Source organism: Psychrobacter halodurans, from assembly GCF_017498075.1.
Taxonomy (GTDB): Bacteria; Pseudomonadota; Gammaproteobacteria; order Pseudomonadales; family Moraxellaceae; genus Psychrobacter; species Psychrobacter celer.
The window spans coordinates 33,255-59,912 of the sequence record NZ_JAGBKN010000012.1 but is presented as its reverse complement, the minus strand read 5'-3'; the positions used below and the strand labels follow the sequence as shown (position 1 = coordinate 59,912).

Genomic DNA, 26,658 nt, shown 5'->3' with positions numbered 1-26,658 from the left:
AGCAATGATGCGACGTCATTTTATTTATCTTTCATTTGTATAAAATGACAACAAAAAAGCTTCTACTGTCTGAGGGCAGTAGGAGCTTTTTTTATGCCAGTCATTTCTCACGAACGTTGTTGAGCGTTTTGTACTAAGTGCTTTGAGCTAAGTGTTTTGTTGGGCGCTTTGTATCAGCCATTGTATGTCAGATTACGAGTTTAAAAGACGGCTATTGGTCTATTAGACGACCGGTTTGGAAGGAATCTAAAAAAACTTACCCAATCGCGCGCCATAGGGCAGTGCGTTTGGTTTATGATGTACAATCGCCGCGCGTCGATCAGTTACAAGCGTGTATGGCAGCCGTAGTAAAGATTGCAAACGATGACTAGGCGTGTAATAAAAAAACTGGCACACTGTCTGCATTGTTTACTCACGTCGATTTTTTGGCGCGGGATAAGCACTTATTGAAAAAAAACAATTTTAATGAAGACATTTTATTTTTATGCGATTTGCATGTTGAGAGAGGAATGAGTATGACGTTATCTAGCAAACAAACCACTTTAACACAGAAACTGATGAGCAGTGCGTTGACAGGCGTGTTGATGACATCGCTCGGCGTGGCTGCCCCTATGATGGCGATCAGCCAATCAGCAACCGCCGCCCCTGCGGACAATTTAACGGCCGCTAAGCGCTTAAATAAGCTTTTGGCAAACACCAAAAGTATGACTGCAAACTTTAGCCAAACCACCAAAGGCGCCAATAGTGGCACCTTTACAGGTACGATGAGTGTACAGCGTCCCAATAATTTTCGCTGGGAAACCAAATCCCCATCGCAGCAGCTTATCGTGGCCAACGGCAACTCGATGTGGGTCTATGATAAAGACTTAGAGCAAGCGACCAAACAAAATGTCGATAGCCAAGTAGGCAACACGCCAGCGTTATTGCTGTCAGGTGATCCCAGTAAAATTGATAAAAACTTCAAAATCACCCAGCCTTATGACAATAAAAACTACTACGTGCTTTATCCAAAAGCCGATAGCGCGAGCTTTAAGAGCCTGTCGATGAGCTTTAGCGGCGGCAAGCCTGTGATGATGGTGCTCAATGACAGTTTGGGTCAGACTACGTCTATCAAGTTTAGCAATATCAAGCTAAACCCCAGTATTGGTAGTAGCCAGTTTAAATTCACTCCGCCAAAGGGTGTGGACGTCATCAATCAGTAAGTTTAGCCATCAAAACAAACGACTATGGATAAAAAAAGGACAAGCCTTGCGTGGTTTGTCCTTTTTTATGGCAGCAAGACTCTAAGACATCGCTCGGATAGCTTCCATGTCTGGCATAGGCGGCAGTTCATCCAAATGCGTCAGCCCAAAGGCGTCCAAAAACTGCGGCGTGGTATGCAGCAGTGCAGGGCGTCCTAAGGTGTCTTTATAGCCATCCTCGACGATCCAGCCTTTATCAAACAGTTGGCGCAAGATGTTACTCGATAGCGTCACGCCGCGGACATGCTCGATATCGCTACGGGTCACAGGCTGCTTATAGGCGATGACGCTTAGAGTCTCAAGCAGGGCTTGGCTTAGGCGCTCTTGACGCTGCGGAAACACACGCTGAATGAGCGCGCTATAGTCGTCAGAGATTTGTAGTCGATAACCACTGGCGGTCTTGTACAGCCTAAGCACGCCGCTGGCTAAGCGTAATTGTAACCGCTCTAGCGCTTGGGTCAGCTCTTCGACCGTTAACGACAGCTGTTTTTTTAAGACCGTGTCAGTAAGAGGTGTCTCTGATGCGTGCAACAGCACTTCGATATGCTTACTCATCGTCTCTAAATAATCGTCCGTCTGTGTTGGCGATTGGTGCTGGTTGTCTGTCATTGCATATATTCTCTACTAAAAAATATTAAGCCAGCCACTGTAGCGTTAGTTGTCCTATGTGGTCGTCTTCTGCAGACCCTGTATCAGCATCAGTACCAGCATCGTTAGGGCGACTTTCTAAATCGGTACTTACAACGCCAATCAGCTGCCGTTTTATCAGCTCCAGGACGGCAACGAAGCTGACCACCACACCGATCTTACCTTGGGTTTTGTCCAGCAGCTCATAAAACGAGCGCGCGCCATCCGTGCTTAGCTGACGGCTGATGCTGGCGATACGGTCAGACAGCGGCACGGCATCGACCTTGATGGTGTGCATCTGATAATCAGGCTGCAACTGCATCTTAAACAAACTATCGATCAACAGAGTTGGTGAATAGCTAGGTAATTCGGCGCTCATCACCTCGGTGCTGGGCATGCTGACCATCGCCAAAAACACATCACGCTCAAGACGCACCAGATTGTCCAAGCGTTGACTGACCGCCTTGATCTGTGCGTATTCTTCAAGGCGCTCGATCAGCTCTGCCTTTGGGTCACGCTCATCGCTTGGCACCTCAGGCGTGGGCAGCAGCAGTTCAGATTTGATCGCAATCAATGTGGATGCCATCAGTAAGTAGTCGCCCGCCAGCTCAAAATGCTCGGTATCTAGCTCACTGATATAAGCCAGATACTGCTCTGTGATAGGCAAGATGGGCATTTGCGTGAGATCGACGTTGTTTTTTTTGACCAGATACAATAAAAAATCAAGTGGCCCGGCAAATTGCTCAAGCCAAATGGCAAAGGCACCAGGCGGCACGTACAGATCATCGGGCAGATGTTGTACGGGCGTTTGATAGATACGTAGCGGTATTTGGCTGATAGCGTTGCTGTCTTTTTTGTCAGGCGTGCTAGCAGACAAAGCCGCTTTATCTAAAGCGGCTGATGGTTTGGTCGTTGAGATTTGCATGTTTAGCACCTGTCCTGATGGCGACGTACTTTGCCACGTAAGGAGCTATTTAAGTTTGGCAAGTGGACGTATTCCAATAGCACGGCGCGCCTTATCTAACTGTTTGCGGCTATGACGGCGCGCTTTGTTTGCCCCCATTTGCAGGATTTCTTCAAGCTCTTTGGGGTTGGCCATCAGCTCCTCATAACGCGCGCGAAATGGCGCAATCTCACTATTTATTTTATCAAACAATACTTGCTTGGCATCACCCCAGCCGATACCAGCGGCATACTGTGCGCGCATATCAGCGATTTCTTCAGCAGTGGCAAACGCTTTGTAAATCTCAAAGAGTGCTGAGTCATCAGGGTCTTTTGGCTCATCAGGCAATTGCGAGTTGGTGACGATTTTCATGATGGCTTTGTGCATTTGCTTTTCAGCGCTGACTTGTGGATTGGGCTCACCAAATAGAGGAATGGTGTTGCTATAGCTTTTGCTCATCTTACGACCATCAAGCCCTGTCAGCAGAGGTATGTCTTCATCAACGACCGCTGAGGGGAGGGTGAAGAGCGGTTTATAGCGATGGTTAAAGGTGCCAGCGATGTCACGCGCCATTTCGATGTGCTGTACTTGGTCACGGCCTACAGGGACGTGGGTGGCGTTGAACATCAAGATGTCCGCCGCCATGAGCACAGGATAGCCAAACAGCCCCATGTTGATGCCTTGATCTGGATCGACATCGGCTTTTTCTGTATTGATATCGACCGCCGCCTTATAGGCATGGGCACGGTTCATGAGACCTTTGGCGCATGAGCAGTTCAAAATCCAAGCCAGCTCTGGTATCTCAGGCACATCCGACTGACGATAAAACGTCACACGCTCAGGGTCAAGACCACAAGCAATCCACGTCGCAGCAATGATTTTGGTTGACTCATGGATGACGGCAGGATCGTAGCAGCCGATGATGCCGTGATAGTCGGCCAAAAAGAAAAACGCCTCATCGTCGCTATTTTGGATCGACTCAATCGCTGGACGAATGGCACCGACATAGTTACCTAGATGCGGGATACCTGTCGGTTTGATGCCAGTGAGGATGCGTTTGTGTTCTTTATTAGGGGCGTCAGTTTGATTAGTCATGAAAAATCCGTGGTTGGTTTACTTTTTAATTTATTAGAGTGATATTAGTATTTTTACTTAAGTAAAAGAGTGGTATTGACGTCAACGACTCAATTTGATGGCGCAAATTATAACAAATTTAGCTACTGCTTTGTTTGAGTATCAATGTCTACTTATAAATATCTGTACGGCCATCAGGGCCGTTTTTGAAGCGGCGATGGAACCACATCCACTGAGTCGGATCAATACGAATCAGTCCTTCTAATATCTCATTGACACGTGTTGCATCAGCCACCTCATCATTACTGGGATAGTTCTCCAGCGCTGGGGTAATGGTCAGGTGATAATGAGGACGTTTGCCTCGCGGTAGGTTATCAGGCGTTTGCCGATAGGTATGCAGTGCCATGAGCGCAGGTGGATGCTGTTTGTCACCCAGTTTTGCCATACGTCTGGCGGCGGTAATGGTGGCTGCTGGTACGCCAAAAAACGGTGCCATCACCCCTTGTTTGAGGCCATAATCCTGATCGGGTGAGTACCAAATCACGTGTCCAGCTTTGATTGAAGTGACCAAGCTGCGCATATCGCGGCTAGAGATTTGCTTACCAAAGATAGTGGTGCGGCCGTTGTAGATAAACCAATCGAGCAATGGATTGTTTTGAGGTCGATACATACAATCGACAGGGAAAAACTGCGCGCTTAGCAAGCCGCCCAAATCCAGCATGGTGTAATGAGCACCCAACAAAATCACAGGGCGATTGTCGTTTTGCGCATTAACCAAATGCTGTAGTCCTGAGATTGAGACAGTACGAGTAAAGACATTGGGGCGAAACCAAGCACACAAGGTCTCAAACACACCGATGCCCTGATTGACAAACACTTGCTTTGCCATCAGCTCGCGCTCAGCTTCTGGTTTTTCTGGAAAGGCCAGCCTAAGATTTATCAGCGTATCACGCCGACGCGTGCCTGCTATGGTATAAACCAAAATACCTAGCTTACGGCCCAACCAAAACTGCCAACGCAGCGGTAGATATATCATCGGTAATATAAAAAAGAATAATAGCCAAATGCCCCAGTATTTGGGCAACAAAAACTGCCATTCAAAAGGCTTTTTTTCTGCTTGTGTGGTGCGTTTGTGGTTTTGTGTGATGGTCGGCGTACCGGCAGGGATGGCAGGTGATTTGCTGTTGTTTTTGGCCGTATGATTAGGCGACGCAGGGCGTGAGCCTGATACATCAGTCTTTGGGTGCTTGCTGGGGTCGTATTGTTCTGGCGCTTTCATAATAAAGATGAGGTAATAAAAGTTACTATCATGATGGGGTAGTGCTGAATACTTTGCAAGGTGGTTTTTGCGTGTAGCAGGTTTTTGTAGAATAGTCTTAGACACATAGCCATAAAAAAACCTTATAAGCTGTGACCAGCTTATAAGGTTTTGCAAATCTACTCTGTGGCTTAATGCGGATAGGACTGTGTTGAGATAAAGTGGCCAATCGCAAAAAGATAAGAGATAGCTTTGATTAACGTTTTGAGAATTGTGGGCGTTTACGTGCTTTACGTAGACCCAATTTCTTACGTTCGACTTGACGTGAGTCACGAGTAACAAAACCAGCTGATTTTAGAGCAGGCTTTAATGTTTCGTCAGCTTCGATCAATGCACGCGTGATGCCGTGGCGGATTGCGCCCGCTTGACCACTGATACCACCGCCTGCAACGGTTACGTATAGATCGTATTCGTTAGCAGAGTCTAGTAACTCTAGTGGCTGACGAACGACCATGCGTGAAGTTTCACGGCTGAAGTATTCATCAAGTGGCTTGCCGTTAACAACGATAGCACCAGTACCTTTCGCTAAAAAGACACGAGCAGTAGACGTCTTGCGGCGACCAGTTCCGTAATTGCGTTCCATAAGTGACTCCTTAGATGTCTAGTTCTTTAGGTTGCTGTGCAGTATGTGGATGTTCTTCCCCGGCATATATCTTTAGCTTCTTAATCATCGCATAGCCAAGAGGACCCTTTGGAAGCATACCCTTAACTGCTTTGTATAGAACATCTTCAGGCTTATGTGCAATCAGCTTGGTGAAGTTGGTTTCTTTGATACCACCTGGGTAGCCACTGTGACGATAGTACTTTTTATCTTGTGCTTTTTTACCCGTTACCGCGATTTTTTCTGCGTTGATGACAACGATAAAGTCACCAGTATCTACGTGCGGAGTATAAGAAGTTTTATGCTTGCCACGTAAGCGAGTAGCAATTTGAGTGGCTAAGCGACCAAGGGTTTTGCCGTCAGCATCTACGACATACCAGTCATGGGTCACTTCAGCTGGTTTTGCACTAAGTGTTTTCATGATAAAACCTTAAAATTAGAATTCGTTGAGAGTTTAGCTGGGAACGGGGCTCTCAAAAAACAGACTGCACATTATAAGCAGTAGCGCCTACGCTTGCAAGCTGCATTGGGGTTTATTTTTGCCTTTATGCATCAAACTGCAGCGTTTGGCCAGTTTTTAAGCGGTTTTAGACATTTTGTAGGTGTTGTGTGATTTTGCTAAAAGCGGTGAGGCAAAGAAAAGCGATTTGCTCATCACTCACTTTTTGCAAGCACGGTGCAATTATGACGGTGCCAGCCGATAAAGTCCAGCGACAACTTGGCCGACTTTGGTTTGTTTCAGGCAATCAAAGCTGATGCTTGTCGGCTCTGTCTGCGCCGCGCAGGTCGTTGATTGGCTAAGGTGATCGGCCAACTGCTGCAATTGATCCTCTAGTGCTTTGTCCGCCTCAAGATACAGCAGCGTGTCACTTGTGATCAGCGACTGCTCGATGAGCGTCGTCAAGATAGGCTGCCATAAGTCCTGCGCATATGGCGGATCGATAAAGACGATATCAAAGTGACGTTGCAAGGTTTGAGTGTGCGTCAGGACATGTTCGGCTGCACCTTGGATAACCTGATAACGATGAGTCTCTAAGTGTAGCTGCGTGGCGCTTTGCTCAAGTAAGCGGCATTGGGCAGAGTTAGGCTCGACAAAGGTAGTGTGCGCGCCGCCGCGGGACAGTGCTTCAAACCCCAATACCCCGCTGCCTGCACAGCTGTCGAGCACATAAGCGCCGTGTATATCAGCCAGCAACCAGTTAAATAATGTCTCGCGCAGGCGGTCGGGCGTCGGACGCAAGCCTTCGGCGTCGACGAATCGGACGATACGGCGCTTGTGTTCACCACCGATGATACGGACATCTCCGGCGCTGCTACTCTTTGCCAGATGGCTGGTTTTGGGTGTGCGGTTTTTAGCGGCGCGTCTGCTTGAGGGTTTTTTTGTCATGGCTTGGGTTACCGTGTCTGATCGTGGTCTTTATTTTGCTTATTATTCCTATGTATCCTATTGTGCCGCTGCATTGGCAGTTTGCTCTGCTTGTGCTTTTTCTTCTTTATCACGCAGCGCATCACGCATGGCTTTGTCAAACGCTTTTTGACGTTTAATGGCTTTTAGCTCGTCTGCTGTCGGTGGCAAGATAGGGTCGTCGTGCCGCTGTAGTACCCAATAATCAAAGAGCGCGCGGCCAATTGGGGCGGCAACGGTACTACCGCCGCCACCGTTTTCGACCAGCACCGCCAGCGCGATTTGTGGGTCATCGACAGGGGCAAAGCCACTAAACCACGCGTGGTCCCAGTGGCGCTTATCGAGCGCAGACTTATCATAGCGTTTGCCTTGAGCGATGGATTTGACCTGTGCGGTACCCGTCTTGCCTGCGATGCGATATTCTGAGGTATAAATACGGCGTCCGGTGCCGTTTTTTACCACGCTCTCCATCGCGTCATGCATGCGTAGCCAGTCTGAGGGCTTGCCATTGTAGTCGATTTTGCCATCAGGTTTGCTGATGATCTTTACATCTGCTGCGCCGTCGCTACTTTTGAGTAGATGCGGGGTGATATGTTGCCCTTTGCTGGCCGTCATGGCGGTGGCGTTGGCTACCTGTAGCGGCGTCGCCAAAAAATACCCTTGACCAATACTGACTGAGATGGTTTCACCCGGTAGCCAGTCTTTATCATAAGTTTCTTTTTTCCACTTCGGCGATGGCATGATACCTGAGCGCTCATGCGGCAAGTCAATACCCGTCTGCTCTCCAAAACCAAAGCGCACCATCCAGTCATGCAGGCGCTGAATACCCATCTCATAGGCGAGTTTATAGTAATAAGTGTCCACCGACATCACCACCGATTTTTTGAGGTCGACTGAGCCATGACCACCGCGTTTCCAGTCACGAAAACGGTGACTGTCGCCTGGCAAGCTAAAATACCCTGGGTCATAGATAGAGGTCTCCCACTCTCGTAGGCCATAATGCAGTGCGCCCAAGCCTTCAAAGGGCTTGATGGTAGAGGCAGGGGGATACATGCCCTGCAGTGCACGGTTGTACAGCGGCTGATCTGGATCATCACGCAGGTCGCCATAATCTTTAAAGGAGATACCAGAGATAAAGGGATTTGGGTCGTAGCTTGGATTACTCACAAACGCCAATACGTCGCCTGTTTTGGGGTCGATGGCCACAATGGCACCGCGGCGGCCATCTAGCTGCTGCTGGGCGACTTTTTGTAGGCCATAATCTAAGCTCAAAGTGATGTCGTTGCCCGCGATCGGTGGTTTGGTGTCTAGTTGGCGAATGATGTTGCCGTGCGCGTCGGTCTCAACCGATTGATAGCCTGGCTGCCCTAAGAGGATATCTTCATAATAATCTTCGATACCGATTTTACCGATGAGGTCAGTGCCTGCATAACGATCCTTGTCGATACGCTTGGTCTCTTTGTCATTGATACGGCCAACATAGCCAATGACATGAGCAAATAGCTCATCATAAGGGTAGGAGCGGGTCAGCTTACTTCGAATCGTCACGCCCCGAAAAAACGGTTTACGCTCGCTAAACTGCGCCACCTGCGCTTCGGTTAGGTCAATCTTGATGGTGACTGGATCGTTTTTGGCTTTATTCAGACGTGCCAAAATATCGGTGATATCCGTCTCTGTCAGATCAAAAATAGGCGCCAGTAAGTTTAAGGTGCGCTCAGGGTTTTCGACCTCATCAGGGCTGAGCATCGCGGTAAAGACAGGTTGATTGTCGGCCAAGATAATGCCGTTGCGATCATAGATATAGCCGCGGCTCGGCGGCGCTGAGATCAGCTTGATACGGTTGTTGTCCGCTTGCGTCGTATATTTATCATGCGCATAGACCTGCAGATAGCCATAACGCAGTATCAGACCACCCAAGCCTAGGAGGATAATAGCGCCAAAGATGATAATGCGATTGGTAAAAATACGATTGACCTGTTCGGTATTGGGAGTCAGCGGTTTATTCATAAAAATCAAAGCCCAAACGGTCAGCGAGTCAATAAAGCTGAGTCAGCAAAACATGGATAACAAAAAATAAGCAAACAAATAGACAGGTTTGCCAAAGCGCGGTAAGAATAAAGGATAATGCAAAGGGTTTCAATCACATAGATGGTCTTTGCTCAAAAAGACATCTTAGCAACTGACTGGCTGATATCTTATGCGGTTGGTGGACAAATTATAACAGAAGCCATGCGCGGGCGCAGTACTCGTCAGCGGGTTTGTCACGATTATCTGCTGTCAGGCGCTATCTGGCCGACCACCATCATCAGGTCCATATAAAGTGAATATCAGTAGACACGACCTAAAGGGCGCGATTGCTATGTTGGGTTAGCTGTATCAGCGCTGGCAGTGGCTCACCGTTATTTGTCAGATGAGTCACAACTTGCGCGCTGTGACGTGTGCTAATAAATAGCAAGTATGCTAAAATCAGGCGATTTGTTTTATAGTCGTTATGATGGCCGCGCGTCTTTTTGCCGCGCTCGAAGTTTGCTAACGCTCATTTACTAGCACCGACAATCAACCTGTCAGGAACCAGATAAATCATGGACGTAACTTCATTGTGGCAGACAATCGCTGAGCATCCAGAGTTTTTTGCCATGCTAACCATCCCGCCGGTGACCGCCTTTGTCACTTGGGCACATGTGTGGATGGCGCTCAAAATGCTGTTTTATCCGATTAAGTTTTGGGGTATTCGTATCCCAAACTTTCCGTTTTTTGGTTTGCCAGGTATTGGCTGGCAGGGTATCGTGCCGCGTAAAGCCGGTAAGATATCGGGGGTTATTGTCGATCAGACATTATCAAAGCTTGGGTCGCTTGATGAGTTTTTTCAGGCGATGGAGCCTGAGCAGATGGCAGCCTTTATCACGGAGACGGTCGATAAAAACCTTGAGGTGTTGATTGATGAAATTATGCTCGATCATTCGCCAGCCTTATGGGGCAATTTGCCATATGCTGTCAAGCGCCGCGTCTATGCCCAAGCGCACAAAGAGCTGCCAAGCATCATGCAGTCCTTGGTGACGGATTTGACGTACCATGTCGAAGATCTCGTCGATATGCGTCAGATGATTGTCAATAAAATGGAGAGTGATCGCCGCTTGATGGTCAATATGTTTTTGAAAGTTGGCCAAAAAGAAATAGATTTTATCTGGCATATCAGCGCTTTGATTGGGCTGGTTTTTGGTATTATCCAGATGTTTATCTTTTTGGTGGTGCCGCAGCATTGGACCGTGCCGTTTTTTGCGGCGATTTGGGGCTTTTTGACCAATTGGATTGCGATTTGGATGGTGTTTAATCCTGTTGAGCCGCGTTTTATACCTTATGTGAAGTTTTTTACAGTTCAGCGCTGCTTTCCGTTTATTCAGCCGCAAATGCCGCACATCGCCCAGTACCGTTTGCAGGGCGGTTTTATGAAGCGGCAAGAAGAGGTCTCTGAGGTGTTTGCTGAGATTGTGGTGCGAGACTTGGTGACGTTAGAAAACATCATGAATGAGATGATGTATGGCGTGCGCGCGCCGCAAACGCGTGACTTGATGAAGTCGCATTTATATCAGGTGTTAGAGTCGCCTGTGATCAGTACTACGCTGCGTGTTGGACTGGGCCGCCGTGAGTATGGTCAGCTAAAAAACACCATTATTGACAAGTCAATCGTGGCCACGATGGTGCCGCTGCGTGATCCTGAGCTCAATGAGAGCCGTGCCAGTAAAATATTTGGGATGTTTCGCGATCGGATTCGGGCACTGACGCCAAATGAGTTTCAAAACCTGCTGCGTCCTGCCTTTAAAGAGGACGAGATGACGCTGATCATCCTTGGTGGTTTGACAGGGTTTTTGGCAGGCTGGCTGCATTTGGTCTTGGTGTTTTTTCCTTCAGTACAGTGATCTGTCATGGGCGCATCGCTGAGTATAAATATAAATAGCAGATACGTTTTTTGTATCAATAATTCCTATTGATACATCACGACAATAGTAGCGAGTTTTACAGCTTCTATAGCCATTAAAACCGCCGTTTTTAACCGTAAACTATGACCGCATAAAGGACTATTTCGCGTTTGCCAGTGGCCAAAAGGCTATTGGCGAATCCTTAATTGTATCCAAGGTAAACAAGGTTAGACCGTATGTTAATCACAGAATTGGGTTATTTTGCCTTGCTGGCCGCCTTTATATTGGCGATTTTGCAGGTGGTATTACCAACCGTTGGCGTCATGCGCGATCACGTTGCTTGGCAGCGTCTCGCGCCCAGTCTCGCGTGGGCACAGTTTGCTGCCATGATTTTTTCATTTGTTGCGTTGATGGCAGGCTTTTATTTCAATGACTTTAGTCTCGTCTATGTCACGCAGCACTCTAATACTTTGTTGCCTTGGTACTATAAACTCTCGGCGACATGGGGCGGACACGAAGGCTCGCTCTTGTTGTGGATGACCATCATGGCCACGTGGTGCGCGCTGGTCTCCTATTTTAGCCGTGGCTTGCCGTTGTCGATGCGCGCGCGCGTGCTCGTGATATTGGCCGGTGTGCAGGTTATGATGCTGGCGATGCTGATTTTTACCTCGTCGCCATTTGATCGCACCTTGCCCAATTTGCCCGTAGATGGGGTAGATCTAAACCCACTTTTGCAGGATTTTGGGCTGATCATTCACCCGCCGATGCTGTATATGGGCTATGTGGGCTTAGCTGTGCCATTTGCTTTTTGTATGGCGGCATTGTGGGAAGGGCGTTTGGATGCAGTATGGACGCGTTGGTCGCGTCCATGGGCGCTAGCGGCTTGGGGATTTTTGACCGTTGGTATCGCTCTTGGCTCTTGGTGGGCGTATTATGAGCTTGGCTGGGGCGGCTGGTGGTTTTGGGATCCTGTAGAAAACGCCTCACTCATGCCGTGGCTGGCTGGTACGGCGTTGCTGCATTCGCTGGCGGTAACCGAAAAACGCGGGGTCTTTAAGGCTTGGACGATTATGCTGGCTATTTTTGCCTTTGCGCTGAGCTTGCTTGGTACTTTTTTGGTGCGCTCAGGGGTGATTACCTCGGTGCACTCATTTGCTGCCGACCCCACGCGCGGGCTGGTGGTTTTGATGATTCTTGGTATCGTTGTGGGCGGCGGCCTGTTGATGTTTGCGGTGCGCGGTTGGCGCTTGACGGTTGAGAGTCAGTATCAGCTGATCTCACGAGAGTCGCTTTTGGTGATTAACAACGTTATTATCTTAATTGCTACTTTGGTGGTATTGCTGGGTACGCTATATCCGATTATCGCTGATTCCTTTAATCTCGGTCAGGTCTCTGTCGGCCCTCCGTACTTCAACGCGCTGTTTGTGCCACTGACGTGGCTGCTGCTCATCGCGATGGGTATGGGCTCAAACATTCGCTGGAAAAAAGACAGCCGTCCGCTCTTGGGCGCTGGCATGGTGATTGCCGCAAGTAGTCTGGTACTGGCTGCGATTATCACCTACTTTGCCAGCCCCTCTGCCATGCTCAATATTGGCGTGACATTGGCGATCAGTTTTTGGGTGTTGTTTTGGATGGTCGTTGATTTCAAAGACAAAACCAAAAACGCCCCGAGTCGTCTGCAGGGGCTGCGCCAGCTACGTCTGAGCTATTGGGGACAACAAACCGCGCATATTGGTGTCATCATTGCTGTCATTGGTGTGGCCTTTACCAGCACGCTCAGCATCGAGCGTGATGTGGCACTAGGGCCAAACGAGAGCGTCCATGTCCAAGGCTATGACTTTACGGTTAAGGACTTTCGCGAAGTCAAAGGCAGTAACTTTGATGCTACTCAAGCTGAAGTATTGGTCAGCAAAGATGGGCGCGATGTCACGACTTTGTATCCTGAAAAACGTAACTATATCATCAGCATGATGCCAATGACCGAAGCTGCCGTTGATGCCAGCCTCATGCGTGACGTCTATGTGGCGCTTGGTGAGCCTATCGCTGCTGACAGTAACGAATGGGCAATTCGTATCTATGTGAAGCCACTGATTCGCTGGATATGGCTAGGCGCAATCATCATGGCCTTAGGCGCGCTGCTCAGTATGCTTGATAAGCGTTATCGCTTTAATAAGGACAAGACACCTGCGCAAGTCGCTGCCAAAAAATCAGGCTTTGCCACGGTTGCCGACTTGGACACACCAGCACCAAAGAGAGGGGCGTAAACACATGAGCTCATCCAACCATTCCTCTGAAAATAGCACCCAAAAAACCTCGGTACAGGGGCCTAAAACCATGAACAAAAAACAGCTAAAAGTATGGTTTTTGATTCCGCTGATTGTGTTTATCGGCTTACTCGTTATGCTGTATATGCGTCTGGGTAAGCCCACGGATATCGTGACCAATACGGCGCTTGAGCGTCCGGTGCCGCCTTTTGAGTTGCCATTATTGTCAGACACCAGCCGTATCATGACCAACGACAATTTGCCCGATCAGCCATTTTTGCTCAATGTCTGGGGCTCTTGGTGTCCCACTTGTATCATCGAGCATCCTTTTTTGATGCAGCTAGAGGAGCGCGGTGTCAACTTGGTGGGCGTCAACTACAAAGACGATATCGGTGATGCGCTCAGCTATCTCAACCGCGGCGGCGATCCGTTTTCGATGTCTATTCAAGATTTATCTGGTCAGTTTGCTTTGGATTTGGGGTTGACCGGTGCGCCTGAGACCTTTGTGGTCGATGGGAAGGGTGTTATTCGCCAGCATATTATTGGGGAAGTAAACGAGAGCAATTGGCAAAGCCGTATTACCCCTTGTCTTATGGTGCTCAATGACGCCAATGATAAAAACATCAGCCCAGATCCAGCTCAGGTTGCGGAGGCATGTAAATGATGGCCAATCACTTATCTACTTTGATACTGAAGCTAGCCGGCGTTGTCCTAGCGTGCTTGCTCAGTAGCGTAAGTTACGCGGCGATAGAGGTATATGATTTTGACTCTGTACAACAAGAAGCTCAATACCGGGGGCTAATCGAAGAGCTGCGTTGCCCGAAATGTCAAAACCAAAACTTGGCCGGCTCTGATGCGCCGATTGCTCAAGATTTAAAGCAAAAAACTTACGATATGGTAAAAGACGGTCGTAGTGACGGTGAGATTCGCGCTTATATGCAAGAGCGCTACGGCGATTTTATCAGCTACAAGCCGCCTGTACGTCCATCGACATGGATTTTATGGTTTTTTCCGCCATTGCTACTGATTGTATTATTGATAGGGTGGTTTTGGCAAAGCCGTCGCCGCCAGCTGGTAGCGAGCGGTCAGAGTAGAGTGACGGTAGATAATACCGCCTCGGAGCTGACTGCCGCCGAAAAAGCCGAACTTGATCGTCTGCTATCGCGTGCCAAGAGCACCGATAATGATGCTCATGACACCACAAGCCCCGAGGACAAAAAATGACCATATTCTCTACTGCTGGCTTATTTATTGCTCTAAGCTTACTGATTGCCTTACTCCTTGCTGTTATTACCATCATGCCATGGCTGCGCGCCGCGCGTACATCAGGCACTTCTGTGGACAATCAGCTACTAGATATCAACGTGGCGGTGTTTCGCGAGCGTCTGGCAGAGCTACAAACAGACAAAGACAGTGGCACCATCGATGATGCTCACTACCAAAACCAAAAGCTCGAGCTTGAGCGGCAATTATTGGATGCCCAACGTGAAGTCACGCCGATGGTCACCCCTGGTATCAAAAGCCGCTTGATCCTCATGGTTTGGGTGCCTGTATTGGCTGCGCTGGCGTATCTGATGGTGGGTGACCGAACGCCTGTGTTTGAGCTGTGGACGGCCGAAGACAAGGTCGGAAAAGTCGCTGATGACTTGTTGACTGGCAAAATCGATCAGCCACCTGTATGGGCAATCGAAAACGGCCAGCAGCTTATCAGCGCGATGCAGACCAATGTCTATCGTCATGCTGATGACCCCAATCGCTGGATGCGTTTATCTGAGCTGTTTTTGTCATTAGAAGCGACAGATTCGGCGCTAGAGGCATTGTCACGTGCTTATCGCTTATCGCCTGATAACGAGGAAATTGCGACGACCTATGCACAGATCAGCTTCTTTGCCAATAAAGGCCAACTAGACGCCACCAGTCGCCGCGTCTTGCAGGACGTGCTGGCCAAAAACCCACGCCACGAAGGCGCGCAAATGCTGATGGCCATGGGCGAGGCGCGTAGTAATAACTTTGAGGAGGCACAAGGCTGGATTAAACGTCTGCGGAGCAGTATCGCTGCCAAACCTGGCGACCATACAAAAGCCTTAGCCAGCCTAGATGAGCTCAGCGCCAATGTCAGCGCCCAGCAGCAGCAAGCCTCAGAAGGTGTAGAGGTAAGCATTAGAATCAGCGCCAGCCTGTTGCCACTTGTCAAGGCGGACGATGTATTGTTTGTGGCGATACGTGATGTCAATGGTGGACCGCCATTTGCCGCCAAGCGCTTACCGATCAGCGTGATCAAACAAGGCGAGGCCACTATCAGTCTAAGCGATCTCGATGCGATGATGCCTGAGCGCACCTTGCAATCGGCGCGTGCAGACAAGGTACAGCTGGCAGTGATCGCTCGTATCAGTCATAGTGGCACCGCGGCGGCTGAGTCAGGCGACTTATCTGGCAACCCTGTGGTCATTAGTGCTGATCAAAATCAGGCCAATGTTGAAATCAATCAACAAATTCCCTAGTATTTATAATGGTTGTTAGTAGCGACTATTACCCACTCAGTAAGCGCGCTGTCGTCGTCACAGCAGCGCGCAACTGCATTATATGAACAGAGAAGTCATTGCGAGTTTTTACTGCAGATAATGAAAATACTTGAGCTTTGTCAAGCCACAAGGTAAGGTAGCTTAGCAACCAACCAATCCCTAAGTATTTATTAGTCCCAAAATCCTACCTATTAAGGAGAGTCGTGTAATGATGCGTATTATTTTGCTAGGTCCACCAGGCGCCGGTAAAGGTACCCAAGCCCAGTTTATTTCTAAAGAGTATGATATTCCGCAGATCTCAACTGGCGATATGTTGCGTGCAGCAATCAAAGAAGGCAGTGAGCTTGGCAAACAAGCCAAAGACATCATGAATGCTGGTGGTTTGGTTTCTGATGACCTTATCATTAACCTAGTGAAAGAACGTATCGCCAAGCCTGACTGTGCCAATGGTTGTATCTTAGATGGTTTTCCACGTACGATTCCACAAGCGCAAGCGCTGGCTGATGCGGATGTTGCAATCGACCATGTCATCGAAATCAGCGTACCTGATGACGAAATCGTCAAGCGTTTGTCTGGCCGTCGCCAGCACCCAGGCTCAGGCCGTGTTTACCACGTCGATCACAATCCGCCAAAGGTCGAAGGTATCGATGATGTGACGGGTGAAGCGCTGATCCAGCGTGAGGACGATCAAGAGTCGACCATTCGTGATCGCCTAGCGACATATCATCAGCAAACCTCAGCGCTGGTAGATTTTTATCAAAACAAAGCGGCTGAAGGTGGTGATGCGCCGAACTACGATAAGTTTGACGGTACGCAAGCGATCGACGATGTCAAACAACAAATCCTAACGGCGCTCAAGGGTTAATCTTGTTATAAGATAACCGATGCCGTGATTGAAAGCCCTGTTTCTTAGCAGGGTTTTTTTGTGGCTGATACGCATTCATATAGCCTTGCCCGCACAACCCTGCTCACACACGACCATACTCACAAAAAAGCCGCTTACCTATGATAAGTAAGCGGCTTTTAATACGCATTTAACACAACAGCTGTCTGCCTTAGCAGCTCACCGCTTATGCATTACCTTGCGCATCAACTTGTGCTTGCTGCTGGCTTTGTGCGTAGGCTTGGTCAAAGTTCACAGGAGCGAGTAGCAACTGCGGGAAGCTACCACGTGTGACGATGTCGCTGATGACTTCGCGTGCATAGGGGAATAGCACATTTGGGCAATAAGCACCTAGAATTTGACCGATTTGGTCTTCTGGAATGTCTTTTAATAAGAAAATACCCGCTTGATGTACCTCAGCGATAAATGCGGCTTCGCCTGCGTTTTTTGCAGTCACGCTGACGGTCAAGACGATTTGATAATGATCGTCGTCTAGCTTTTCTGCGTTGCTAGAGAGATTGATGTCAAGCTCTGGGTTCCACTCTTTGGTAAATACACTCGCGCCTGGCACTTCAAGTGACATGTCTTTTACATAAATGCGCTCTAGTGCCAATTGTGGTTGTGCTTGTTCTTCAGCCATGATAATTCCTCTAAAATTAAATCAAATGATTGGGCAAGTTATGATTAAAAATACTGTGGTTAAAAATACTATGACAAAAGCTTCATCATAAAAGTCTTATGGTAATAGTAGCCGAGATTGAATCAAAAAGATCAATCTCGCCGTTTTATCACACGCATTGCATAATACCGTGTTTTATTTTGCCGCTGCTTATCATTACACAGCTGATGACAAACCGCAAAACAAGGTTGCAAAAAACTTGTGAATTAACCGGCCAATAGCTCGTCAAGCTTGCCTTGTTGGTTCAGTTGATTGAGCTCATCAAAACCGCCGACAAAGGTATCACCCACAAAAATCTGTGGCACAGTGCGATAGTTATTGGTCTTTTGCATCAATGCGCGGCGCTCTTCGCTCGTCATATCGTGCATACCGATTTCTTCATAATCGACGCCTTTGGTTTTTAGTAGTTGTTTGGCGTTAGAGCAGTACGGGCAGATAGGCGTGGTATAAACTTTGACAGATACAGTCATGATAAATCCTTATTGGTCAGTATGGTCGTCAGTAATGACTTTATTATAAAAAACTACGCATAAAAAATATGAATAAAAAACGAAATGCTTAACAGACCCTAGTTATTATAAAAAATACGATAAACAATCATGTGATAAAAATGATGATCATCGGTTACTCACAAGTAAACGTGCGAGGTATTGGGCCGGGCTTATTAGTACAGTGGGGATGTGTCAGGCAAATTCAAGCGAGATGGGCCAAAAAGGCGCTGCAGTGATATAACTATAATCGATTCTAAATAAAAAAGTCATGTGTTTATTAACCAGCAAGGCCGATAAAAATTTCTAGTGTACTGTACCTACACCGCTCGATACTGCAAAAATTTCTATCAGCCTTGCTATAACATTGTTATAGTGAAATGACTATATTACATAAAAAAAGACACCTAAATGCGGTGTCTTTTTGATGGTTACTGGTACTAAATAATGCAGCACCAGCTATTTGTTCAATGACGGCTTGGCCTTGCCTTTGGTTTTTGACTTGGCATCTTTTAAACCAACAAGCGGCATACCAGCTGCCTGCCAGCCGCCAATGCCGCCTTCTAAGCGATAAACGTCATCTTTGCCAATCATTTGAATGGCTGCGCCTGCCTGTACGCCCATGTCGCAGATGATCACCACTGGCTGCTGGATGGCGCGGATTTCTTCTAGGCGATCTTTTAGCTCAGTAAAAGGTATGTTGCGGCTGCCTTGAATATAGCCGGTCAAAAATTTCTTTTTGGCGCGAATATCGATCAGCTGCGCGTTTTGCGAGTTCACCATCATACCAAGCGTGTTGGGCGATATTTTTCTACCGCTACGTTTGTTTTCGATGGTAAAAAACAGCACAGCAAGTACGGCTAATATACCAAACAAAAACGGGTGGTTGCCCACAAATTCTAGCGCACGATCCAAACCATACCTCCAAAAAATAAGTGTTCTATTAAGCCGAGAAGACAGCTCAATGATTTTGAACAAGGCGCTATTATACCGATTAGGTCATCTATAGTAAATGTATGATGAGCAACCTACAGTTTAATAATGCGGATTTAATGAATCGCGTTGTTAATAGGGCTTGGTATCAGCCTCTTCGCTCAAGGTCACCAGGTTTTCGACTCGGCGCTGTAGCACATCACCATCAGCTACCGCTTGCCATAATGCGCAGCCTTTACTGTTGTGAGTGTGACGACAGTCACGGAACTGACAGTCACCAGCGAGCGGGGCAAGCTCAATAAAGCCTGAGATAATATCATCAGGAGTCAGATGCCAAATCCCGTACTCACGAATGCCAGGGGTGTCGACGATACCGCCCTCAGTCAAGTCCTCTGGATTAAACGGCAATAAGCGACTGGTGGTGGTGGTATGCTGGCCAAGTTTCGAGTTTTCGGAGATGACGTTGACCATTTGCCCTGACTCAGGCAGTAGCGCATTGATAAGGCTGCTTTTACCGACGCCAGACTGTCCAGCAAAAATCACCAGTTTTTTATCTATATGACGCTTTAGCTCATCAAGACCTGTTTGGGCGTCGCTACCAGCGATGTTTTCAGGACAGTCAACCGACGTCAGTACGCTCTCGTAACCAAGGGCCGCGTATTGTGCCAATATCTCACTGGTATCGACGCCGTCTTCTTGCGCGAGTAGGTCGGCTTTGTTCAATACCAATAGCGGCTTGACGCCCGCGTGATGACAGACCACCAAATAGCGATCGATCAGGGACGCCGCCGCCGCTGGTAGTGGCGCAAACACGATTGCCAAGATATCGATATTGGCAGCGACAGGTTTGAGCTTATGATAACGATCAGGACGCGAGACAAGAGAGGTACGCGGTTTGACCGACTCGATACGGCCAAAGCCGGTATTGGGGTCAGCTGTCCAGCGTACGTGGTCGCCTGCCGCCAGCATAGGCAGGTTGGTACGCACATGACAGCGCCAGATATCGCCCAATTCCAGCGCTTGCCAAAATGGCTCAGGATCATCAGGCGCAATCTCTGGCTGCACCGGTAACACCGCAGGCAAGCTGGTGATTTGTACTTCTAGCTGCTTGCCATAATGCGCCATGACCACGCCATCCATCAAACTGTCATCGAGGCTGTCTTGACTGTCGAGCTGCTGTTTGTCAATGCGACGAATCTGTTGTTTAGTCAGTTTGCGTTGCCGTATTAATGCCATGGTTTTGACCTATTATAAAAATATTGCTAAGTGTAGCGTGAAAATTTGCTAACATACAGCCTAAACCGTCCGTGGCAGATAGTGGTTTTGTAATACCAGGGCTGATTTGGCACTGTTAAATCCCAAGCCCTCATCTTGTCACCGTAGATAAAACGGCACTTTTTATATAACAACTTGCTCCAAACATTATTGACCATAGGATATTTTATGACTACCGGCGACCATCCCAATAAAATTAAGATCAAAAATCAAGGCAAAAAAGGGCTGGTATGGATTGACTTAGAGATGACCGGACTTGACACCTTAAACGATGAAATTATCGAGATTGCCACTGTCGTCACTGATGAGGATTTAAACGTACTGGCAGAAGGGCCAGTGTTTGCGATTAAAGTATCTGATCAGGTGTTAAATAAAATGGATGACTGGAATACCAAGCAACATGGTCAGTCAGGTCTGATCGATCGGGTGCGCCGTAGTAAGGTGACGCTGGCAGAGGCTGAAGCGGAAACCATTAAGTTTTTGAATAAATGGGTCGATAGCGGTAAGTCGCCGATGTGCGGTAACTCGATCTGTCAAGATCGTCGCTTTTTGGCGCGGCAAATGCCAGAGCTGGAGCGCTTCTTTCATTATCGCAACCTTGACGTGTCATCGATTAAAGAGCTGTGCTTTCGCTGGCGCCCTGATATCTTAAAAAACTTTGAAAAAGGCGGCAGCCATCTCGCATTAGACGATATCCGCGACTCTATTCGTGAGCTTAAGCATTATCGTCAGCACTTTTTTAAACTGATGCCTTAATAAGATTGATAAGTTAAGCTCGATAAGTAATGAGCCTGCATTTGATAAGTGAATAGCCATAAGATAAAGGGTCTGCTAAATAGTTAGCAGACCCTTTATTTTATGACATCTTTTTATTACATTGTTTGGTTTGTAAAAAAAGAAGCTAGACCAGTGAGCTAAATTCAACCAATTCAAAGTTAGCTTTATTGCTATCTGAGTGTGCATTAGTGATCGTCACACCAATCACTGCGTTGACGATTGGTTGCCGCTTCTCTTTATCGATTAAGCGCCAGTCACCCAGCACGTAGCGTTTTTTATCATCGGTCGCTTGATGGATATCTGGACGATGGGTATGGCCATGTAGCAGCGCATCGCTATTAGCCACGGCATGTATCACCGCCTTATCGTTGACGTCCATAATGTGAGCGGCTTTATTGGCGTTGTTTTTCTGGCTTTTTTGGCGCATTTTTTCCGCGATGGCCAAGCGTTTTTCTAGGGATTTATTAAGCAGATACCACTGGGTTAGACGGTTGCGCATGATTTTTCGAAAAAACTGATATTTTTTATCATCAATACAAAGCGCGTCGCCATGCTCGAGACGGTAGTGTTGCTGCTCGATGGTTAACATATACGGCTCATCAATCAGCTCCCCGCCAAACAGGTTGCAAAACGGCTGACCTAGCAGAAAATCACGATTGCCATGCATCACCAATATCTCACAGCCCTTGATGCGCAGTTGTTTTAATTTAGCGATAAGCGGGGTGAGCCAGTGGGTTTGGCGCGCGGCATCTGACAGCGTCAAATAAGCGTCATCGCCGATCCAGACCTCAAACCAATCGCCTAAGATAAACAAGCATTTTAGAGCGGGCAGGGCCAGACAGTCATCAAGCAGTGCCAAAAAAGCCTGCACTAAGGCAGGCTCCTCTGGCGATAAATGCAAATCGCTGATGAATACTTGCCGCACCTGATGTGGGCGGGTCGTTATCAGATGATTGAACGTTTGCATTTATCATAATCCTTGTCGTCTATTGTCAGACTATCAGTAACACTTACTTATCACGACCTACTGAGAAACGATGGTCGCAGAGTTGATAACGACAGGCTCTTTTGGCACATCAGCATGCATGCCGAAGCGACCGGTTGGTACGCCGCGCATTTTGTCGATGACATCCATACCGCTGGTGACTTTACCAAATACTGTATAACCCCAGCCTTGCATGTTTTTGCCAGAGTGGTTTAGGAAGTCATTGTCTTTGACGTTGATAAAGAACTGGCTGGTCGCTGAATGTGGATCTTGCGTACGCGCCATGGCGATAGTGCCCTTGTCGTTCTTTAGGCCATTGTCCGCTTCGTTTTCGATGGGAGCGTTGGTTGCTTTTTCATTCATCTCAGCGTCCATACCGCCGCCTTGAATCATAAAGCCATCGATGATGCGATGAAAAATCGTGCCGTCATAATGGCCAGATTTTACGTAGTTTAAGAAGTTTTCGACGGTTTTTGGTGCTTTTTCTTCGTTGAGTTCGATGACGATCGCACCCATATTGGTGTCTAGCTCTACTACTGGTGGCATGTCTACCATGTGATATTCCTTTTTGATTGCAGCGCCTTAAATAACGCTGTCAAGTGGTGGTTAAAAGTTGGTGACTAAAAGTTATGGCTAGTCTAACGGCTTTTTTGTCGTCTGTCATGTATCAGGCTGTTAATGCCTTTGCGAAACCTGATAGAATAACGCAACGTTATCTTTTATCAGTCTTTTTTAATTTATCATTTTTGAGCGTGGTAACACGCGCTGAACACTTGCGCTAGGAGCAATGAGTAATGAGTGAGCACTCAAGCAATAATGCACAAAAAAACGACTTTATTCGTAATATCATTCGTGATGATGTCAATGCGCAAAAACACCCCCAAATTGTAACGAGATTTCCCCCTGAGCCAAACGGCTATTTGCACTTGGGTCATGTCAAATCAATCTGTCTAAACTTTGGTATTGCTGAGGAGTTTGGCGGTGTCTGTAATTTGCGTTTTGATGACACCAACCCAACCGCAGAAAAACAAGACTTCATCGACAATATCGAAAACGATGTCAAATGGTTAGGATTTGAGTGGGCAGGCGAGGCGCATCATGCCTCAGGTTATTTTGATCAGCTCTATGCGTGGGCGGTGCAGCTTATCGAGCAGGGCGACGCTTATGTGGATTTGCAGTCGCCTGAACAAATCCGCGACAACCGCGGCTCATTTAATGAGGCAGGCACGCCATCACCGCAGCGTGATGCCAGTGTCGCAGAAAACTTGGCGCGCTTTAAAGATATGAAAGACGGCAAGTTTGCCGAAGGCGAAGCGGTGCTACGTGCCAAGATTGATATGGCAAGCCCTAATATGAATATGCGTGACCCTGTCATCTACCGTGTCATGCACCAAGCGCATCATCAAACCGGCGATAAATGGTGCATCTATCCGATGTATGATTTTGCCCATCCGCTCTCTGATGCGCTCGAAGGTATCACCCATTCATTGTGTACGCTGGAGTTTGAAGACCATCGTCCGTTTTATGATTGGGCGGTAGAAAAAATCGGCTTTGAGGTGCCGCCGCATCAGTATGAGTTTAGCCGCTTAAACGTTGATCACACCATGACCAGTAAGCGCAAGCTCAAACAGTTGGTCGATGAAGGGGTGGTAAGCGGCTGGGACGATCCGCGTATGCCGACCATCGCGGGTATGCGCCGCCGTGGTTATACGCCAGAGGGTCTACGCGATTTTTGTGAGCGCGTTGGCGTGACCAAAGTCGATAGCGTTGTTGATTTTCGTCTATTAGAATTCAGTATCCGTCAATCACTCGAGACGACGACTGCGCGCGGTATGGCGGTGCTCAAGCCTTTAAAAGTGACGATTACGAACTTTAGCGATGCGGTCAGCAGCTGGGAGTCACAAAAGGCCGATAGCGTCAATGCACGCTGGGATGAAGATGCTCAGACTCTATGGCTCAAGCAGCCAAAACATCCTAACGTCGATATGGGTGAGCGTGAGATTCCCTTTACCGAAACCCTTTATATCGATCAAGGCGACTATGAAATTGAGCCGCCAGCCGGTTATAAGCGCCTGTCACCAGAAAAGCCAGAAATTCGCCTGCGTAATACCTATGTGCTGGCCGTGACTGAGCATATTACTGACGATGCTGGCAATGTGACCGAGCTAAAAGCAACGATTGATCCTGCGACATTGGGTAATAACCCTGAAGGCCGCAAGGTCAAAGGCGTGATTCATTGGGTGTCAGCCAGCCTTGGCGTCCCTGCGACCGTACGCATGTATGAGCAGCTATTTAGTGTCGAGGATCCAGGTAGCGCCAGTGATGTGCATCAAGTGCTCAATCCCAACTCATTGACTGAGCTTGCAGCAGTGGTTGAGCCGTCACTTGCCAATAGCGACGCGGGCACGCGCTTTCAGTTTGAGCGTGAAGGTTACTTTATCGCCGATAGCGAAGAGCACACCAGTGATAAGCCGGTATTTAACCAAATCGTCAGCTTACGCGACAGTTATAAGCCAGCTTAATGCATAGCCTTTGAGCGTGCCCTTAGGGTTTAATGTCAAATTATTATGTCAAATCATTGCCCTTTTATACTGACCCATCTCTAGTGCGCTAGGGGTGGGTTTTTTATGAATTTTGCTTGTGGGATACAGGCATGGTAGTTTAATGCGCTATGCTACCTATATACTGGTTTACTTAGTGATAAATGGAATAAGCGAATTACAATCCTTCACAAGACATTCATAACCAGTTTGGTACTATAAAGTGAGTTTTATTGATGCACTAGACGGGATAAGCAAATGATCAAACCGTCTCGCACATTGCAATAATCGGTTTATAATAATAGGGCGCATAAGACAGTAAGCTCAGCGCTCATCATTCATATAAATAAGGAATTTAGTATGGCACATTTACGTTTAGGCGACACCGCACCAAACTTTGATGCAACCACCACAGAGGGTGATATTAATTTTTATGATTGGGCGGGTGATAGCTGGGTGGTATTGTTTTCGCATCCTGCCGACTATACGCCAGTTTGTACTACTGAGCTTGGCCGCACCGCTGCATTGGGCGGTGAGTTCCAAAAACGCAATGTCAAGCCGATTGCTTTGTCAGTGGACGGCTTAGAAGATCACAAAGGCTGGGTCGGCGACATCGAAGAGACACAAGGCACAGCGGTGAACTTCCCTATCATTGCAGACTCTGATCGCACGGTTGCGGATTTGTATGACATGATTCACCCAAATGCTGATAACACCGCGACAGTTCGCAGCGTGTTTATCATTGATCCAAACAAAAAAGTACGTCTGACCCTGACCTATCCAGCCAGCTGTGGGCGTAACTTTGATGAGATCGTTCGGGTCATCGATGCGCTACAGTTGTCTGATGAGTATAATGTTGCCACGCCAGTCGACTGGAAAGATGGCGACGATGTGATCATCCCGCCAAGTGTCAAAAACGAAGACATCCCTGCCAACTATCCAAAAGGCCATACAGAAATTAAGCCCTATCTACGTACCACACCTGCCCCTAATAAATAAGTGTCAGGGAATGGCAAGTCGCATGATACAAAGCCTCACGACGTAAAGTTGTGAGGCTTTTTTTATATCTCAACTGTCGTATTTATCTTGCTTTAGGACTCTGCTTTGGCAAAAAACAAGAAAGCTTTGCTATGATGCCCCGAGTAGGCTATAACTATGGTATAGAGTCTATTCTAAATAAAAGAGCCATGCGTTTATTAATCAGCAATGCTCATTACTTATTATAATAATGGCTGGCAGGGCTGAATCGTTATCTGTTTATTTTACAAGGAGTTTACTATGAAAAAACTATACGTTACTCGTACTGCCCCAAATCCGCGTAAAGCTTTGATACTCTTGGCGTCAAAAGGGATTGATGTCGATGACATGGATGACGTCGATGTGATAGATATCGACTTTGCAGCCAACGAGCAGATGTCGGCGGAATTTACCAAGATCAATCCGATGCAGACGGTACCGGTCTTGACCTTAGACGATGGGACGGTGCTTAATGACTCACAAGCGGTCTGCGAGTATCTAGACCGCGTCTATGGCGAGCGCTCAGTGATGGGGAATGATGTGGTACAGCGCGCGCAAGTTTGCTCCATGCGCCGCATCGCTGAGTTTGAGGTGTTGTACAACCTGATGCTGGCGTTTCAGCACAGTCATCCTTCCAAGGCTCAGCGCGTCGAGCAGGTTCCTGAGTTTGTCCAGCCATCTATCACCCGTGCTACCAAAGCCATGGGCTATTTTGAGAACGCTTTAGTAGGTCGCGACTATCTCGTGGGTGAGCAGTTAAGCTTTGCTGATATTGTGCTGTATTTGGGGTTGGATTTTGGCAAAATACTTAAAGTCGACCCAAGCGAGCAAGGTGAAAACCTAGCGCGTTTTTATCAAAAAATGAATGAGCAGTTTAGTATCAAAAATATGGCAAAAGCCAAGCCTGTAGATGGCAGTAAGTGACGAGAGATTGACACGAGAGATTGATAAGTAGTCGGCTGCTTACTTATTAAGTGTACCTTAATTAGCTGCTCAATTAACCTTTCAACTGCTGACAGCTTATATTCAATTAAAACAGCCTATCTCATGATTGGCTGTTTTTTTATGCAGTGTTAATAAGGCGTTATAATCAAGCCAAGATGGAAGCTGCAAGATAGTAACTCATGACTACTAGCACTAAAACATGGATTTGGGAACTATTTTTAAAA

25 protein-coding genes are annotated in these 26,658 nt (G+C 47.6%); 11 read left to right on the top strand and 14 right to left on the bottom strand.

Annotated features, from left to right (window positions below; translation table 11 throughout):
- Window positions 1-515 precede the first annotated feature (515 nt).
- Entirely contained in the window at window positions 516-1,202 is a 687-nt protein-coding gene (gene lolA, locus J3491_RS07145; protein WP_207969658.1) for an outer membrane lipoprotein periplasmic chaperone LolA, read from the top strand.
- An 81-nt stretch (window positions 1,203-1,283) separates the two neighbouring features.
- Here lolA and scpB read toward each other — a convergent pair whose 3' ends face one another.
- From scpB to mrdA, 8 genes are all read right to left on the bottom strand, one after another.
- Window positions 1,284-1,850, bottom strand: coding sequence for an SMC-Scp complex subunit ScpB (scpB, locus tag J3491_RS07140; protein WP_207969657.1), 567 nt, complete (start codon window positions 1,848-1,850; stop codon window positions 1,284-1,286).
- Window positions 1,851-1,875: 25 nt separating this feature from the next.
- Window positions 1,876-2,793, bottom strand: coding sequence for a segregation and condensation protein A (locus J3491_RS07135; protein ID WP_207969656.1), 918 nt, complete (start codon window positions 2,791-2,793; stop codon window positions 1,876-1,878).
- 45 nt (window positions 2,794-2,838) lie between these two features.
- Window positions 2,839-3,906, bottom strand: coding sequence for a tryptophan--tRNA ligase (locus J3491_RS07130; RefSeq protein WP_207969655.1), 1,068 nt, complete (start codon window positions 3,904-3,906; stop codon window positions 2,839-2,841).
- A gap of 148 nt (window positions 3,907-4,054) precedes the next feature.
- A complete protein-coding gene (locus J3491_RS07125; protein ID WP_207969679.1) occupies window positions 4,055-5,164 on the bottom strand; it encodes an LpxL/LpxP family acyltransferase in 1,110 nt (369 codons plus the stop codon).
- 235 nt (window positions 5,165-5,399) lie between these two features.
- Window positions 5,400-5,786 carry a 30S ribosomal protein S9 gene (rpsI, locus tag J3491_RS07120; RefSeq protein WP_075100631.1) on the bottom strand — a complete coding sequence of 129 codons (387 nt, stop codon included), beginning with the start codon at window positions 5,784-5,786 and terminating at the stop codon, window positions 5,400-5,402.
- Between the two features lie 10 nt (window positions 5,787-5,796).
- The gene (rplM, locus tag J3491_RS07115; protein WP_207969654.1) at window positions 5,797-6,225 is read right to left on the bottom strand and encodes a 50S ribosomal protein L13; all 429 of its coding nucleotides are present in this window, start codon (window positions 6,223-6,225) and stop codon (window positions 5,797-5,799) included.
- 261 nt (window positions 6,226-6,486) lie between these two features.
- Window positions 6,487-7,191 carry a 16S rRNA (guanine(966)-N(2))-methyltransferase RsmD gene (gene rsmD, locus J3491_RS07110; protein WP_207969653.1) on the bottom strand — a complete coding sequence of 235 codons (705 nt, stop codon included), beginning with the start codon at window positions 7,189-7,191 and terminating at the stop codon, window positions 6,487-6,489.
- Window positions 7,192-7,248: 57 nt separating this feature from the next.
- Window positions 7,249-9,216: a penicillin-binding protein 2 gene (gene mrdA, locus J3491_RS07105; protein WP_075100634.1), complete on the bottom strand. Its 1,968-nt coding sequence runs from the start codon at window positions 9,214-9,216 to the stop codon at window positions 7,249-7,251.
- A gap of 575 nt (window positions 9,217-9,791) precedes the next feature.
- Between mrdA and J3491_RS07100 the strand changes: the two genes are divergently transcribed.
- From J3491_RS07100 to adk, 6 genes are all read left to right on the top strand, one after another.
- Window positions 9,792-11,126, top strand: a complete 1,335-nt coding sequence (locus J3491_RS07100) for a DUF445 domain-containing protein (protein WP_207969652.1) — start codon at window positions 9,792-9,794, stop codon at window positions 11,124-11,126.
- 236 nt (window positions 11,127-11,362) lie between these two features.
- Window positions 11,363-13,390 carry a heme lyase CcmF/NrfE family subunit gene (locus J3491_RS07095; protein ID WP_207969651.1) on the top strand — a complete coding sequence of 676 codons (2,028 nt, stop codon included), beginning with the start codon at window positions 11,363-11,365 and terminating at the stop codon, window positions 13,388-13,390.
- A 4-nt stretch (window positions 13,391-13,394) separates the two neighbouring features.
- Window positions 13,395-14,054 (top strand): DsbE family thiol:disulfide interchange protein, encoded by a 660-nt coding sequence (locus J3491_RS07090; protein ID WP_100749915.1) that lies wholly within the window; start codon window positions 13,395-13,397, stop codon window positions 14,052-14,054.
- On the top strand, window positions 14,051-14,614 hold the full coding sequence (locus tag J3491_RS07085) for a cytochrome c-type biogenesis protein (RefSeq protein ID WP_075100638.1): 564 nt from the start codon (window positions 14,051-14,053) through the stop codon (window positions 14,612-14,614). The genes J3491_RS07090 and J3491_RS07085 overlap by 4 nt, the downstream gene beginning before the upstream one ends.
- Window positions 14,611-15,891 carry a c-type cytochrome biogenesis protein CcmI gene (ccmI, locus tag J3491_RS07080; protein ID WP_207969650.1) on the top strand — a complete coding sequence of 427 codons (1,281 nt, stop codon included), beginning with the start codon at window positions 14,611-14,613 and terminating at the stop codon, window positions 15,889-15,891. The genes J3491_RS07085 and ccmI overlap by 4 nt, the downstream gene beginning before the upstream one ends.
- A 232-nt stretch (window positions 15,892-16,123) precedes the next feature.
- Complete coding sequence (gene adk / locus J3491_RS07075) at window positions 16,124-16,777, top strand: adenylate kinase (RefSeq protein ID WP_172953130.1); 654 nt, start codon at window positions 16,124-16,126, stop codon at window positions 16,775-16,777.
- Between the two features lie 205 nt (window positions 16,778-16,982).
- Here adk and secB read toward each other — a convergent pair whose 3' ends face one another.
- From secB to rsgA, 4 genes are all read right to left on the bottom strand, one after another.
- The gene (secB, locus tag J3491_RS07070; protein WP_075100642.1) at window positions 16,983-17,435 is read right to left on the bottom strand and encodes a protein-export chaperone SecB; all 453 of its coding nucleotides are present in this window, start codon (window positions 17,433-17,435) and stop codon (window positions 16,983-16,985) included.
- A 245-nt stretch (window positions 17,436-17,680) separates the two neighbouring features.
- Entirely contained in the window at window positions 17,681-17,944 is a 264-nt protein-coding gene (gene grxC, locus J3491_RS07065) for a glutaredoxin 3 (protein WP_075100643.1), read from the bottom strand.
- A 477-nt stretch (window positions 17,945-18,421) separates the two neighbouring features.
- Window positions 18,422-18,877 (bottom strand): rhodanese-like domain-containing protein, encoded by a 456-nt coding sequence (locus J3491_RS07060; RefSeq protein WP_075100644.1) that lies wholly within the window; start codon window positions 18,875-18,877, stop codon window positions 18,422-18,424.
- 150 nt (window positions 18,878-19,027) lie between these two features.
- A complete protein-coding gene (gene rsgA, locus J3491_RS07055; protein WP_207969649.1) occupies window positions 19,028-20,131 on the bottom strand; it encodes a ribosome small subunit-dependent GTPase A in 1,104 nt (367 codons plus the stop codon).
- Between the two features lie 207 nt (window positions 20,132-20,338).
- On the opposite strand from rsgA, the gene orn reads away from it, so the two are divergent.
- The gene (orn, locus tag J3491_RS07050; protein ID WP_075100646.1) at window positions 20,339-20,926 is read left to right on the top strand and encodes an oligoribonuclease; all 588 of its coding nucleotides are present in this window, start codon (window positions 20,339-20,341) and stop codon (window positions 20,924-20,926) included.
- Window positions 20,927-21,071: 145 nt separating this feature from the next.
- Here orn and J3491_RS07045 read toward each other — a convergent pair whose 3' ends face one another.
- Entirely contained in the window at window positions 21,072-21,914 is an 843-nt protein-coding gene (locus tag J3491_RS07045) for a UDP-2,3-diacylglucosamine diphosphatase (protein WP_207969648.1), read from the bottom strand.
- Window positions 21,915-21,971: 57 nt separating this feature from the next.
- A complete protein-coding gene (locus J3491_RS07040; protein WP_075103604.1) occupies window positions 21,972-22,487 on the bottom strand; it encodes a peptidylprolyl isomerase in 516 nt (171 codons plus the stop codon).
- 239 nt (window positions 22,488-22,726) lie between these two features.
- Here J3491_RS07040 and J3491_RS07035 point away from each other — a divergent pair, with 239 nt between their 5' ends.
- The 3 genes from J3491_RS07035 (at window position 22,727) to J3491_RS07025 (ending at window position 26,413) form a co-directional block, all read left to right on the top strand.
- The gene (locus J3491_RS07035) at window positions 22,727-24,454 is read left to right on the top strand and encodes a glutamine--tRNA ligase/YqeY domain fusion protein (protein WP_207969647.1); all 1,728 of its coding nucleotides are present in this window, start codon (window positions 22,727-22,729) and stop codon (window positions 24,452-24,454) included.
- A gap of 378 nt (window positions 24,455-24,832) precedes the next feature.
- Window positions 24,833-25,471: a peroxiredoxin gene (locus tag J3491_RS07030; protein ID WP_075100650.1), complete on the top strand. Its 639-nt coding sequence runs from the start codon at window positions 24,833-24,835 to the stop codon at window positions 25,469-25,471.
- Window positions 25,472-25,750: 279 nt separating this feature from the next.
- On the top strand, window positions 25,751-26,413 hold the full coding sequence (locus tag J3491_RS07025) for a glutathione S-transferase family protein (protein ID WP_207969646.1): 663 nt from the start codon (window positions 25,751-25,753) through the stop codon (window positions 26,411-26,413).
- Window positions 26,414-26,658: the final 245 nt, after the last annotated feature.

Bases quoted from the DNA above. Each gene is read 5' to 3' on its own strand.
- lolA (WP_207969658.1), top strand. From the start codon at position 516: ATGACGTTATCTAGCAAACAAACCACTTTAACACAGAAACTGATGAGC.
- scpB (WP_207969657.1), bottom strand. From the start codon at position 1,850: ATGACAGACAACCAGCACCAATCGCCAACACAGACGGACGATTATTTA.
- J3491_RS07135 (WP_207969656.1), bottom strand. From the start codon at position 2,793: ATGCAAATCTCAACGACCAAACCATCAGCCGCTTTAGATAAAGCGGCT.
- J3491_RS07130 (WP_207969655.1), bottom strand. From the start codon at position 3,906: ATGACTAATCAAACTGACGCCCCTAATAAAGAACACAAACGCATCCTC.
- J3491_RS07125 (WP_207969679.1), bottom strand. From the start codon at position 5,164: ATGAAAGCGCCAGAACAATACGACCCCAGCAAGCACCCAAAGACTGAT.
- rpsI (WP_075100631.1), bottom strand. From the start codon at position 5,786: ATGGAACGCAATTACGGAACTGGTCGCCGCAAGACGTCTACTGCTCGT.
- rplM (WP_207969654.1), bottom strand. From the start codon at position 6,225: ATGAAAACACTTAGTGCAAAACCAGCTGAAGTGACCCATGACTGGTAT.
- rsmD (WP_207969653.1), bottom strand. From the start codon at position 7,191: ATGACAAAAAAACCCTCAAGCAGACGCGCCGCTAAAAACCGCACACCC.
- mrdA (WP_075100634.1), bottom strand. From the start codon at position 9,216: ATGAATAAACCGCTGACTCCCAATACCGAACAGGTCAATCGTATTTTT.
- J3491_RS07100 (WP_207969652.1), top strand. From the start codon at position 9,792: ATGGACGTAACTTCATTGTGGCAGACAATCGCTGAGCATCCAGAGTTT.
- J3491_RS07095 (WP_207969651.1), top strand. From the start codon at position 11,363: ATGTTAATCACAGAATTGGGTTATTTTGCCTTGCTGGCCGCCTTTATA.
- J3491_RS07090 (WP_100749915.1), top strand. From the start codon at position 13,395: ATGAGCTCATCCAACCATTCCTCTGAAAATAGCACCCAAAAAACCTCG.
- J3491_RS07085 (WP_075100638.1), top strand. From the start codon at position 14,051: ATGATGGCCAATCACTTATCTACTTTGATACTGAAGCTAGCCGGCGTT.
- ccmI (WP_207969650.1), top strand. From the start codon at position 14,611: ATGACCATATTCTCTACTGCTGGCTTATTTATTGCTCTAAGCTTACTG.
- adk (WP_172953130.1), top strand. From the start codon at position 16,124: ATGCGTATTATTTTGCTAGGTCCACCAGGCGCCGGTAAAGGTACCCAA.
- secB (WP_075100642.1), bottom strand. From the start codon at position 17,435: ATGGCTGAAGAACAAGCACAACCACAATTGGCACTAGAGCGCATTTAT.
- grxC (WP_075100643.1), bottom strand. From the start codon at position 17,944: ATGACTGTATCTGTCAAAGTTTATACCACGCCTATCTGCCCGTACTGC.
- rsgA (WP_207969649.1), bottom strand. From the start codon at position 20,131: ATGGCATTAATACGGCAACGCAAACTGACTAAACAACAGATTCGTCGC.
- orn (WP_075100646.1), top strand. From the start codon at position 20,339: ATGACTACCGGCGACCATCCCAATAAAATTAAGATCAAAAATCAAGGC.
- J3491_RS07045 (WP_207969648.1), bottom strand. From the start codon at position 21,914: ATGCAAACGTTCAATCATCTGATAACGACCCGCCCACATCAGGTGCGG.
- J3491_RS07040 (WP_075103604.1), bottom strand. From the start codon at position 22,487: ATGGTAGACATGCCACCAGTAGTAGAGCTAGACACCAATATGGGTGCG.
- J3491_RS07035 (WP_207969647.1), top strand. From the start codon at position 22,727: ATGAGTGAGCACTCAAGCAATAATGCACAAAAAAACGACTTTATTCGT.
- J3491_RS07030 (WP_075100650.1), top strand. From the start codon at position 24,833: ATGGCACATTTACGTTTAGGCGACACCGCACCAAACTTTGATGCAACC.
- J3491_RS07025 (WP_207969646.1), top strand. From the start codon at position 25,751: ATGAAAAAACTATACGTTACTCGTACTGCCCCAAATCCGCGTAAAGCT.